Origin of the sequence: Nostoc sp. FACHB-280 (assembly GCF_014697615.1) — a bacterium.
Taxonomy (GTDB): Bacteria; Cyanobacteriota; Cyanobacteriia; order Cyanobacteriales; family Nostocaceae; genus Nostoc_B.
The window spans coordinates 187,459-200,607 of the sequence record NZ_JACJSD010000006.1 but is presented as its reverse complement, the minus strand read 5'-3'; the positions used below and the strand labels follow the sequence as shown (position 1 = coordinate 200,607).

Here is a 13,149-nt window from a genome sequence, read left to right as displayed (position 1 = left end):
TAAATTGTTTTTAGTCTTTAACTTTCAACCCCCATCCTCTATACTTTTTTATTTAATCATCTCCTTGTTGCCATGCCCATCAAAACCAAAATTAGGGATTTTTGGCTCAATATCCGCACAATCAGTAAGCTTTTAAGCTTATTGTTGTATTTTGTCGTCAGTCTACTGTTGGTGCTGAGTTCGCCTGTGCTGGCAACTTTACCTGCTCATATTTACACAGCATCTTCATTGACGAATGCAACCATTACTGCTTTAGAACAAGGTAAAACTCTCTATGATGCTGGACGCTTTGCGGAAGCAGTAGAAGTCTTAACACAAGCAGCACAAGCATATAAACAGACACAAGATAAACTTAAACTAGCTACTACCCTCAGTAATTTATCTCTGGCTTACCAACAATTGGGTGAACTGACAAAGGCACAGCAAGCAATTGATGAGAGTTTGCAACTGCTAACAGATACTCAAAATTCGCTAATATTCGCCCAATCCCTAGAAATTCAAGCTCGTCTACAACTGTTGAAGGGAAAGCCAGAAGCAGCTTTAATTAGTTGGCAAAAAACTGAGCAAATTTATCAGCAAACCAATAATTATAGTGGAGTGGTGCGATCGCAAATCAATCAAGCACAAGCTTGGCGCACACAAGGCTTTTACCGTCGTGCCATTAAAATGCTAGAGGTAGTTAATCAACAGTTGCAATCACAGCCAGATTCCCTCGAAAAAGCTGTGGGATTGCGATCGCTCGGTAACGCCTTGTTAATATCGGGAAGTCTCACAAAATCCCAGGAAGTTTTAGCACAAAGTTTAGCGATCGCTCAACGCTTAAAATCTGATTATGATACAGCAGCCAGTGTATTGAGTTTGGGCAACAATGCACGCAAGCAAGAAAAAAACCAAGATGCGATCGCCCACTATCAACAAGCTATCAAACTATCTACTTCACCTTTAAGCAAAATTTCAGCACAACTGAATTACCTGAGTTTGTTAATTGAAGAGCAACAATTAACAGCGGCGGTATCAATATTACCTGAGATTCAATCTCAACTGAATCAACTCCCTCCTAGTCGCAAAGCTATTTACTCCCAGATTAATTACGCCCAAAGCTTAATTAAACTAGGAACTGCGAATCGCCAAAAACAATCTCATCTGGAATCTCAACTGCCAGATATGCCAAAAATTGCTCAAATTTTAGCTAATGCTGTCAAACAATCTCAGAGTTTAGGCGATCGCCGCGCCGAAGCCAATGCACTTTTGAATTTAGGTAATTTGTACGAACAAACTCAACAATGGTCAGCAGCAAAAAGTCTAACTCAGCAAGGATTAATTTTAGCCCAAGGCAGTATTATTCCAGATATTGCCTATCGCTTGCAGTGGCAGTTAGGCAGATTACTTTGGCAACAGAAAGATTTTACAGGTGCGATCGCGGCTTATGATGCCGCAGTGGACACTATCAAATCTATACGAAGTGATTTAGCAACCATCAATCAAGACATACAATTTAATTTTCGAGATAGCGTTGAACCACTGTATCGCCAATCAGTAGAGTTACTCTTGCAATCTCAAGCAGGGCAACAAAATGGGAAAATCTTAGATCAGGCACGTCAGCGTATAGAAGCTTTGCAATTGGCAGAAATAGATAACTTCTTCCAAGAAGCTTGTTTAGAAGGGAAAAATATTGTTCTCGATCAAGTTGTAGATATCGAAAATCCCACCACTGCGATTTTTTATCCGATTATTCTCCCGCAACAACTCCAGGTAATTGTCAAACTACCCAACCAAACCCTAAAACTTGAGAGCATTAATATTACTCAAGCAGAAGTAGAAACAATTGTTACTAATCTGCGAAAACTATTAGTGAATCCCACAGCGACTAATGCTGTTAAAAACCAATCGCAGATTATTTATAACTGGCTGATTAAACCAGTCGAGTCGGAATTATCAGCCAGGAAAGTTGACACTCTCGTATTTGTACTGGATGGTGTCTTACGCAACATACCAATGGCATCACTTTACGATGGGGAAAAATTCTTAATTGAAAAATATGCGATCGCGTTAAGTGTTGGTTTACAACTGCAAAATCCTCAGCCCATAGTACAACAACAACTAAAAGCTTTAGCAGCTGGGTTAACTCAACCTCCAGCAGACTTTCCCAACTTTGCGCCACTACCAGCAATTAAATCAGAAGTTAATTCGATTACCAGTGCGGGAATTGCCACAACTGATCTGATAGATCAGGAATTTACCAGCAAAGCTCTCGAAAAAGCAGTCAACTCAGTTCCTTTCAATATCGTACACTTAGCCACCCACGGCCAGTTTAGTTCTAGTGCTGACAAAACCTTTATCTTAGCTGCCGATGGGCCGATTAATGTCAAACAATTTGACAGCTTACTCCGCAATCGAGATGAAACTCAAACACAAGCAGTAGAACTATTAGTATTAAGCGCCTGTCAAACCGCAACCGGAGACAACCGCGCCGCTTTAGGACTTGCAGGTACAGCCATCAGAGCCGGTGCGCGTAGCACCCTAGCTTCTCTGTGGCAAATTGATGATGAATCAACAGCCTTGTTTGTCAGTGAATTTTATCAAGAACTGAAAAAAGGAAACATCAGCAAAGCTAAAGCTCTCCGTCATGCTCAACTCAAAATCTTGCAACATCCTAATTACAAAGCGCCTAGTTTTTGGTCTGCTTATGTGTTGATTGGTAATTGGTTGTAAGCTAGGGTCTAGGAACTATAGGCTATCTAGTCTTGCTTAGGTTAGGGAGCCACTGCGTTGCGGAGATTTCCCGCATTGTAGCAAGTAGCGCAGAAGGCACACAAAAGATATTAACAGCAAAAATTTAGTCAAAATGCGCGGATGGGTAGGTGTGCAAAATCGCCCTTGAGTAAGAATGGCTGGATGGCTTAGAGGGTAAGGTTTTGCAGATAAAATTAATTAAAATTATCCGCGCAGCTTACACAGTCTGGGTTTCAGCGATTTAGTGTAAATCAATTGACATTCCACCATGTTAAAATTATCCCATCCGCGAAACTGCACCTTGAAAACTAAATACAGTAAGCTTTTCCAGCTCCCGCAATTGCAATTCAAACTAATCCCTATTAGGGATTGAAACCTGTGGGTACACAAACCCATCAGGAAGGATTTTTCCTAAATTGCAATTCAAACTAATCCCTATTAGGGATTGAAACACTGGCGCGGGAGAGATGGCGAATTATGCCGTGCAGATTGCAATTCAAACTAATCCCTATTAGGGATTGAAACTAGTCGGAATTGAGGAGTTGGCAGAATTAATCAAAGAAAATTGCAATTCAAACTAATCCCTATTAGGGATTGAAACAACCTTGGGCATATAAAAACCGAACTTTGTATAATTGCAATTCAAACTAATCCCTATTAGGGATTGAAACGGTTCGGCGTAGGTTACATCAGCCATATTTAAATCAAATTGCAATTCAAACTAATCCCTATTAGGGATTGAAACTACCAGACTCCGGCGGGTAGTGTGAGTTGAGATTCCCTTAGTATTGCAATTCAAACTAATCCCTATTAGGGATTGAAACAGATGTGATTATGAACTAACAAATTTCAGTAATGGATTGCAATTCAAACTAATCCCTATTAGGGATTGAAACTTTGAACCCTATGCAATCAGTTTTAACGAACAAGAAGAAGATTGCAATTCAAACTAATCCCTATTAGGGATTGAAACCCAAGGGGGACAAGATGCCCTTTAATCAGCAAGTGTATTGCAATTCAAACTAATCCCTATTAGGGATTGAAACTCGACAATCCCCCAGCTTCCCGGCACGGGACAAACATTGCAATTCAAACTAATCCCTATTAGGGATTGAAACGAGTACTGGAACGTACTATGTGCGCGTGGCAGCAATTGATTGCAATTCAAACTAATCCCTATTAGGGATTGAAACTTTGGACAGGCAGAATCAAGTTTTTAGACACAAAATTGCAATTCAAACTAATCCCTATTAGGGATTGAAACTTGTGCCAATAGGGGGAAAGTAGAATACCTGCTCTAATTGCAATTCAAACTAATCCCTATTAGGGATTGAAACGGAGGGTCTCCAGAGATTATCGATGGGTTGATAGATTGCAATTCAAACTAATCCCTATTAGGGATTGAAACACTTTTAACTAGCATCCACCTTTTAGTATTTGAATATTGCAATTCAAACTAATCCCTATTAGGGATTGAAACCAAGTCTTTACTGAGAAACCCATCGCCCACATTATATTGCAATTCAAACTAATCCCTATTAGGGATTGAAACCGGTATTCCTGTTAATTATTGCGAGAGTGGCGATAATGTAGCATTGCAATTCAAACTAATCCCTATTAGGGATTGAAACGCGCCACCAATAGCCATGCAAGGTGCGATATTCATTGCAATTCAAACTAATCCCTATTAGGGATTGAAACAGCAATGCCAATCGGTAAATGATTTACAAGTACATATTGCAATTCAAACTAATCCCTATTAGGGATTGAAACTAGTAATGAAGATGTGGCGGTGAGTAGTGGGGGGATTGCAATTCAAACTAATCCCTATTAGGGATTGAAACGTGCGCTACGGTCGATATTCGCCAAAAACAAATCAATTGCAATTCAAACTAATCCCTATTAGGGATTGAAACGATTGAGGCTTGTAAAGACTGGATACCTGAGTTTAATTGCAATTCAAACTAATCCCTATTAGGGATTGAAACCCACCTCTCAAGTGGAGGCGTGAGCAGAATGAGCGATGAAGAATTGCAATTCAAACTAATCCCTATTAGGGATTGAAACGAGTAACTTGGTAGCGTGGTAGAGATACTTTATCTATAAGCAAAAATTGCAATTCAAACTAATCCCTATTAGGGATTGAAACAAAAAGTGGGTCGCCCCGCAACTGGGCAAGGGAAAAATTGCAATTCAAACTAATCCCTATTAGGGATTGAAACATTTAATGCACGGGGACGGCAGCAGTTGAGCGATAGGCAGTATTGCAATTCAAACTAATCCCTATTAGGGATTGAAACCAAAATACGAGCAAATCGGAAGTCATAGAAGCACTGGTCAGGGAGAAATTGCAATTCAAACTAATCCCTATTAGGGATTGAAACCTAGTACCTTTTGGAATTTCTTACGCTTTGAAATATTGCAATTCAAACTAATCCCTATTAGGGATTGAAACACTTGCCCTGCTTCGGTTGCAACGACCTCTTGCAAGGAATTGCAATTCAAACTAATCCCTATTAGGGATTGAAACACGCATGTATATGGTAGTTCGCCCGGCTCGAAGCATTGCAATTCAAACTAATCCCTATTAGGGATTGAAACGAGCGAAAAGTTAGAGAAGAACACGCACACGCCATTGAATTGCAATTCACACTAATCCCTATTAGGGATTGAAACTATTCCCAAAGTATGAACTAGATGATGAGTATTCACATTGCAATTCACACTAATCCCTATTAGGGATTGAAACAGCCAACATTTTTGTACAGGCTGAATAAAGTATGGCTTGATCATTGCAATTCACACTAATCCCTATTAGGGATTGAAACGGACTGGTGTACAGTGTTGAGCCAGATGACCCAGATTGCAATTCAAACTAATCCCTATTAGGGATTAGCAAAAGATAACTCAACAAAAAACGAACAAATAATTTTGGAGGGGGTTTGGGGGACGCAACCGTCACCCAATCGGGGGCTTGGGGGAGAATCCCCCAAATCTTGCTCATTGTCTGATAGGTAGAGCAGAAAATTGAGAAATCAACTCTCATCACTTTAACTGAACCGTATTGATTTATAAACACCTCTCTCCCTTGCCTTTGCTCCTCACATATCAACACAAAGACTGCTATAAAAAAAGAGGTCTTTCTTGACCTCCTGGGAACTCCCTACAATAAAGTTCTATTTGTATAGATGAATTAGGACAGGCCAGTGTTGGTGCCTTGCTTGCCAGTTGCCAGTTCCACTTTAACGATTTTGCCACCCATTTTTTGAATCCGTTGCTGTTCACGGAACCAGTTTTCGTAGGGAACCAATTTGGTGAAATAGGTATTTTGTAGTTCGCGTTGAGTACGAATCCGGGTTTGGCTGGGAACGCAAGCAGTAATTTTAAACAACCGCGCCATGTGATCAATCTCCTGTGGTGAGTGTGAAAACTTTTTTTATCTCAAAATGAAGCGGGAGTATATTTTATTAGACAAATCTTTAATTAATCTCTCCAAGGCTGGAAATCAAACATAAATACTAGACCACTAACACTCATCATAATCTATGCAATTGCAATAAGCGACAAGACGTTCTAGCACTCACAGTTGATTTCCAGACCTTAATAAAGCCGCACCTAATGACTTAGATGCCAACTAGCTCTTAGCTCAAGCCAGAGGAGATATAGTCTAAGTAAACGCCCATTTCTTTACCAGCGTCGGGGCCGACTAAGCTAGCGGTTACTTCTTTGATTGCTTGGATAGCTTGTACAGTAGCGCCTACGGGTACACCCAAGGAGTTGTAGGTTTCTTTCAAGCCGTTTAATACGCGCTCATCCAGGATGGAAGGATCGCCAGCTAACATAGCGTAGGTAGCGTAGCGGAGGTAGTAATCCAAGTCACGGATACAAGCAGCGTAACGACGGGTGGTGTACATGTTACCACCGGGACGGGTGATATCAGAGTACAACAGAGATTTAGCAACAGCTTCTTTAACGATCGCAGCTGCGTTTGCGCTGATGGTGGTAGCTGCACGAACGCGCAGTTCACCAGTTGCGAAGTAGGCTTTTAACTTTTCTAAAGCACCTGTATCGAGGTATTTACCTTGAACGTCCGCAGAGTTAATGACAGCGGTAATTGCGTCTTGAGCCATTTTGTTAATTCCTTATTTTCAACCGTATTGCAACAGTTTGTATCAGCAGGGAAAAAGCTTTACCCTACGCCAATGAACCTACTACGTAGTCAAAGTAAGAGCCAGCTTCAGCAGCGTCTTCAGCAGACAACAGGGTAGAAGCAGCATTTTTCAGTGCAGCAACACCTGCGGAAACAGCATCAATAGGAGTACCTAAAGACTTGTACATTTCACGAACGCCGATGATACCGATTTCTTCGATGGGTGTAACGTCACCAGCAACGATTCCGTAGGTGATGAGACGCAGGTAGTAGTCTAGGTCGCGTAAGCAGGTAGCTGTCAATTCTTGACCGTAAGCGTTACCACCAGGAGATACAACATCAGGACGCTTTTGGAACAATTGGTCGCCAGCTTGCTTAACTAGACGCTCACGGTTGTCGGTCAAAACTTGAGCGATCCGGAGGCGTTGTGCGCCACCAGAAACAAAAGCTTTAATGCGATCCAATTCGCCAGGGCTGAGGTAGCGAGCTTCTGCATCAGCATTCACGATGGACTTCGTGACGATACTCATTAATGGATTCCTCCAGTACTAATGAAACCAGGATATGAAACTGGTGCGATTTTAATTTCGGTCGAATGTAGCTACGTTCTCTCGTTGTTTTTTAGATACAACAGTTGAGTAGCTGCTGTAGCTAGTACTTTACAAGTTCAGTAGTGTAAATTTCAACTACATGAGCTGTAAAACTCAGCTACCTTCCGCAAAATATTCTCCGGCATTCTGTTGAGCATTTATGACTGCTCTTAATACTTTGTAATATTCCTTTTCAGATTTACACCTGAACACACAATCTGAGAGGAGTGTTACTAAAGGTAAAGTGTCAATAGTCAATAGCCATGATTCAATAGTCAAGAAGTTAACACTCTTGACTATTGAACTTGGACTATTAACTAAGTATTAGCGATCGCCAGGACGACCAGTTAACAAAGCAGGAGACAGACTAGACCAAGATTGTTTTACTAGATCAGCCGCCGCCTGAACACTACCGAGGTAGTTACCAGCAGGTAGGGATGGGAAGCGTGGGTATGGAACCACATCTTCACCGAAGTAGCGAGCGTATTCTGGGCTATCTACAATGGCTTCTACAGCCGCTCTCAAACCACTATCAGCCAATAGTTTGTTATATTGACGAATCTCGCCTTGAGTAGCTGGTGCGCGACCCAACAAGTGACGGAATAAGTATTCAATCACCTTGGTGTTAGGATAAGGCGCATAGAAGCGTTTGCGATAGATTTCCGAGCTTGCGAGTTCGCGGACAAACTCACGCACTGAGATTTCACCATTCCGCAGTCTGCTGTCGAGTTCGCTACGACGATAGTAGTCAGGAACTTGACCGCTAAATACATCCAATACCTGACGGTAAGCAGCGTTGATAATTAGCTGTCTTTCTGCTTGGCTACTACCATCTGTTAAACGGAAAATCCGTGCAGGCTTACGACGGCTAGTACCAACACCAACTTCGACAGATTGGCCGCGACCATCGTTGTAAGAACGACCCAACTCGATAAACAACGGCTTGGTCTTGTCGATTTGCCGTGCTTGGGCTGCCAAATCTGCGATCGCTTTTGCCAAAATTGGTGTATTGGCAGACTCCATCCGCGCTTTAACTGGCTTAAAGCTAGGTACAACTAGATCATCATTTTGCTTGGTGAGTTGGTTGTACAGCTTTTCAGTGTTGGGGAAGTTAGCCGCAGGTAAAGTTGGGAAGCGACGATAAGGAACTGTATCTTCACCAAATACTTGGCGATACTCTGCACTATTTAACAAGGCAGCAATAAACGCCTTCAGACCTTGGGTAGCCAAAATCTGGTTATACTTGCGGATTTCTGCTTGGTCTACAGGCGCACGTCCCAAGAAGTGCTTGGTTCCCAACTCAATCACTTTGGTGTTGGGATAAGGTGTGTAGAATTCCTTCAAGTACAGGTTAGAGTAACCCAAACCTTCAATAAATTCTTTGACAGTGATTTCACCATTACCCAGCTTACTTTCTAGGCTAGTGAATTCGTTTTGAGCAATGTAAGGTGCAATATCACGCTCAAAAATCTGGCGGTAAGCAGCACTAATTACAGTTTTCACTGCAACTTTATCAACTGTATTTGCTACCAGCTTGAAGACTTTTGTTTGTTCGCGTTGCTTGCTAACACCTTGATTAATGCGGAATTGAATATCTGGTTCTGTGCGATTTTGGCTCACAGCACCCAATTCCACAAAGCGGGGTGTTTCTTGCTTGTCAACTTTGGTAGCAACCACATCTTCGCGGATAGTACCAACACGCAGTTGTCGCAAAGACACACCAGCAGGAGTCAGATAGCGTTCGTAAGGAACTGTATCTTCACCAAAGGCTTCGCTGTACTCAACGCTATCTAAGATGGCATCAACAACAGCGTAAAAACCTTTCTTAGAAGCAATGTCAAAGTATTTGTTATTTTCTTGGCGACCATAGGTTGGACGACCCAACAAGCGACGGTGGATGTATTCGATCGCTTTACAAACATACAACGGTGTCCAGTACAAACTGCGGAATAAGTCAGATTTAGCCAAAGCTCTGACAAATTCCCGTACAGAAATATCGCCGTTTTCCAGCTTAATTTCTTGGACTTTCAGCCGTTGACCTTCATAAACATCACGACCGATAACTTGCAAGTAAATTGCTCTAATTACTGCTTGTGTGGAGCTTTCAGAGAACTTAACACTTGCACCCTTGGCGGCTTTCTTACCGATAGTGCCAGGAAGTTGATCCAACTTGAATACTTTTGGCCCTAGGCTACCAGGTGCTACACCTCGCGCTCTGGGGTTGCTCAGTTGGTTATTAATTCCAGGCCCTTGGTGAATCAAGATCCGTCTTGTATCTTTACCAAATGGCGCTGGACGGGTGCTGGGGTTACGAGTTTCTTTCGGGAAAATCGCGCCAAACTGAATTTCTAATGGGTCGTTACCAGAACCATAAGGGTGTTGATCTGGTAATGGTTGTTCGTAAGCTGCGAATGTAGTAATGAACTGCGGTACTTTGCGGAAAGGCGCACTGTAGTTAAACAGGTCTTGTTGTGGCCCCCAGTTACGACATTCTTGGGCTTCTTGACCCAAACCACGAATGTAGGGTACCGTTTCTTCACCAAAGTAATCAGCGTATTCGTCAGAATCTACCAGCGCATCCACTAATTTCGCTAGACCACCATTAGAAATGATGGAGAAGTATTTCTGCACTTCTTCCCGGCTACTTGGCCCCCGTCCCAAAATGTGACGGAAAGCAAGTTCAATGACGCGACTGTTAATAAAAGGCTGATAAAACTGTTTTTGGTAAAGCGGAGATTTTGCCAAACGGCGGACAAACTCTTTCATAGAGATGTCGCCATTTTTCACTTTGGATTCCAAATCAGAAATTGACAAGCTGTAAGCACGGGTAATATCGCGCTCAAAGATTTGCCGATATGCTGCTTTGACGACCTCATTTTTTTCGGTAGCTGACAACCCAGGTTTCATCACAAACTTGGGACGGCGTTCTGCGGCATTAAAATAAATTTGCGGCAGTTGTAAACCTTGTTGGTCGCCAGAAGGACGCTGGCGTAATTTGGTCGAAGGTGTGGGTGCTTTGAATTCTGTCAGCAACACATCCATGTACTGAGCCACAATTTCTGTAGCCTCAGCATCTTTGCGGAAGTAAGACAGGGACGCTGACTTAATTTCCTGCAAAGCCACAATAGTTGCTTCACCAGAACAAGCATTTTCAATGATTTCCCGCAGACCCCTAGTGTTCACAGCAATGATGTTGGGGTCGCCAGCTACGATCGCATAAGTAGCATAGCGCAAGAACCAGGACAAGTCCCGCAAGCTCTTGGCCATGTTGCTTGGGCCGTAACGGGAAACGTTAATTGGTCTGAACCCTGGAGGTGTTGGCCCGCCAGGAGAAGTATTGAAGATAGAACGCAAGTTTTCTAAGAAGCCACCACGACTTTCAACGTAGGTGACTGTTCCTAGTTTCATGCTTTCTCTGACATCACCACCAGCGCCAACAGTAGCGCCAGCCATTGCTAATTCTGGTTCTTGGGGCTTTTCTAAGAAAGCCATTGGTGAACCACCGACAAATATCCGGTTAGCTGCACGAGATACGATAATCTCGGAATTTTCTGTGAGAATCTGAGCAATCTCTAAACGTTTTGCACCAGATGCAAAATAGCTTGCCAGTTCATTTAATTCACCAGTTCCTAAAAAGCGGTCTTGCTGTTCCGCTTGAGAAATGGTTGCTACAGCTAGGGTTTGATATAGTTGCGGACGCGCAACTGAGCTTCCACCACTCGCCTTAACACTCATCGGATTTGTAAAACTCCCATCATAATCGTTTATGTGTTAAGTCTGGGTCGCTTTGAGGCTTGACACATTGATGTGTTTATGCCTTCAGAGTACCGCCTTCAAAACTGCCAGTAAAATTAACCCAGTCAGCTTTTAGATTAGAACGTTTTGCGTTTTTCCTGGTAATTTATTAAGAAGTATGTAGATTCTGTAGTCTTGTTTAAGCAAACCTAAGAATAAATACTTCTTTTGACATTAGACAAAATCTAAGTTTTGTATCTGAAAGTTAAAAACTTTACAAAAATATTTTACTTGAGGCGCAAGCCAAATTTTATCTAGCTACAGCAAAAATACACAAATGTTTGCGTTTCGGTTGCTAGTCCAAAATTCTGAGTACCGCTAGTTTTTGATTTGAGAGCAGCGATCGCTTCATTTTGGCTTTTGTCTACAAAAATTAATACTCTCTCAGTTTCTTCCTCAAAGATGAACCCGAAATGATCATCGGCTATGCTGTATCAACCAGCATTACTACAGGGAAAAAATATGGAAAATAGTAATAAATTTAACTTCAGTACATTGGCAGTTGTGTCGTCTTTAGCGTTTATGGTTGCAATGGCACCTGCTAATGCACTGCCAGGACAAAACATTAATACCGTGATTAAATGGGCAAAAACTAAAACTCAATTACCAAGACTGACCTATAGCAGCGAGGCACATGGGTATTCTGGCAACAAAGGTAATTTATATTTCTATGTTGATGTTCCGGCGGAGAATGGCATAGTTACCAAAGAAGGAATTACTATCAGTGGCGACTCCAGTATCAAATTCACCAGCAAAAATGCCAAGGCTGTGAGATTAATTCAAAGCATTTATAACGCGAATATTGCTAATGACTTCAGCCAGTCTCGCCGAGTTAATAAAGTTGGTCGAGACCATTATTATAGAGGTCAAAAATATGCTTATATTCTGGCGGAAGTGCAAGGTGGTTCAGCTTTTCAAATTATTAAATTAAATCAATTGCAAGCCGAGATTGATAGTGCAAAATATTGCCAAACTCATCAGTGTGACTTGTAAATAGAAGGCAGTGGTTCGGCTTCGCTCACCAACCGGAGATAGGAGGGTTACTATCTTTGACGGCAACTTGAGATTAATTGCCTAAATTAACTGTTTCCTATAGGCGTTATCAGTAAATAAGGGTACGCAACTGCTGATGTTAAAAGCTGCGGCTAATTCAACGTCAGCAGCGAAATTTTTAGCAATCAACTCTTTTCCCGAACTACATTGTTGTAAGTAACTCAGTAAATCTTGGCGAACAGCTTGAAATGATTGGAGAGCGATCGCCGCTTCTGGTGATAAACTACCATCTAAATAGCTCAAAATAGCCCCAGCACCAATCAAATCCTCAAATGCAGGTCTGAGGCTACCATCTTCCTTCCATCGCTCACCCGCAGGAATCACCGCAATTTTACTCCCATACTTTTGAGTAAACCGCGCTACAGCTTCGCAATTTCGTAAGCAACCCGCCAAAGTAGGTGTACTTCCAGTTAGCAAAGTCAAAGTCGAACCATTCAGTGAAGGTAAAACTAGCCGAGTCTCAGATGGGATATTCATCAGTGATACTGGCGAGAGAGAATATTTACTTCTAGAAAAACTTTGACGATGACTTGCTAATTCAGCTTGTAGCGAATTTGCATAATCTTTAACTGATTCATCACCAAATATATATGGAAAAATTATCGCTCCGTTGTTAGTCGCAATCTCTACACAAGTAGAAAAAGAAAGCACATCAACTATAACAACTACATCACTAATGGGAGCGAGTTGAGCAATTCCTTGTGCGCCCCACTCACAACGCAAATCAAACTCTGATTGATTATAAATCATCTGTTGTTAGATTTAGCTAAACGCAGGCTGTCTAAATTACAAAGTTGAAATACCCGACTCCTAAAAGAAGCCGGGTAT

At 42.0% G+C, this 13,149-nt stretch carries 7 protein-coding genes and 1 CRISPR repeat array; of the genes, 2 read left to right on the top strand and 5 right to left on the bottom strand.

The window, feature by feature from the left end:
• Window positions 1-72 precede the first annotated feature (72 nt).
• Entirely contained in the window at window positions 73-2,712 is a 2,640-nt protein-coding gene (locus H6G75_RS06735; protein ID WP_190979176.1) for a CHAT domain-containing protein, read from the top strand.
• A gap of 360 nt (window positions 2,713-3,072) precedes the next feature.
• Window positions 3,073-5,632: a CRISPR direct-repeat array (repeat unit 37 nt; unit sequence ATTGCAATTCAAACTAATCCCTATTAGGGATTGAAAC).
• A 294-nt stretch (window positions 5,633-5,926) separates the two neighbouring features.
• On the opposite strand, the gene H6G75_RS06730 is transcribed toward H6G75_RS06735, so the two are convergent.
• From H6G75_RS06730 to H6G75_RS06715, 4 genes are all read right to left on the bottom strand, one after another.
• On the bottom strand, window positions 5,927-6,133 hold the full coding sequence (locus H6G75_RS06730; RefSeq protein ID WP_190979175.1) for a phycobilisome linker polypeptide: 207 nt from the start codon (window positions 6,131-6,133) through the stop codon (window positions 5,927-5,929).
• 241 nt (window positions 6,134-6,374) lie between these two features.
• Window positions 6,375-6,863 (bottom strand): allophycocyanin subunit beta, encoded by a 489-nt coding sequence (apcB, locus tag H6G75_RS06725; protein ID WP_190593212.1) that lies wholly within the window; start codon window positions 6,861-6,863, stop codon window positions 6,375-6,377.
• Between the two features lie 64 nt (window positions 6,864-6,927).
• On the bottom strand, window positions 6,928-7,413 hold the full coding sequence (apcA, locus tag H6G75_RS06720) for an allophycocyanin subunit alpha (protein WP_190979174.1): 486 nt from the start codon (window positions 7,411-7,413) through the stop codon (window positions 6,928-6,930).
• A gap of 384 nt (window positions 7,414-7,797) precedes the next feature.
• Window positions 7,798-11,208 (bottom strand): phycobilisome rod-core linker polypeptide, encoded by a 3,411-nt coding sequence (locus tag H6G75_RS06715; protein WP_190979173.1) that lies wholly within the window; start codon window positions 11,206-11,208, stop codon window positions 7,798-7,800.
• A gap of 522 nt (window positions 11,209-11,730) precedes the next feature.
• Between H6G75_RS06715 and H6G75_RS06710 the strand changes: the two genes are divergently transcribed.
• On the top strand, window positions 11,731-12,261 hold the full coding sequence (locus H6G75_RS06710; protein WP_190979217.1) for a hypothetical protein: 531 nt from the start codon (window positions 11,731-11,733) through the stop codon (window positions 12,259-12,261).
• A gap of 81 nt (window positions 12,262-12,342) precedes the next feature.
• Here H6G75_RS06710 and H6G75_RS06705 read toward each other — a convergent pair whose 3' ends face one another.
• Window positions 12,343-13,071 carry a 2-phosphosulfolactate phosphatase gene (locus H6G75_RS06705; protein ID WP_190979172.1) on the bottom strand — a complete coding sequence of 243 codons (729 nt, stop codon included), beginning with the start codon at window positions 13,069-13,071 and terminating at the stop codon, window positions 12,343-12,345.
• Window positions 13,072-13,149 lie beyond the last annotated feature (78 nt).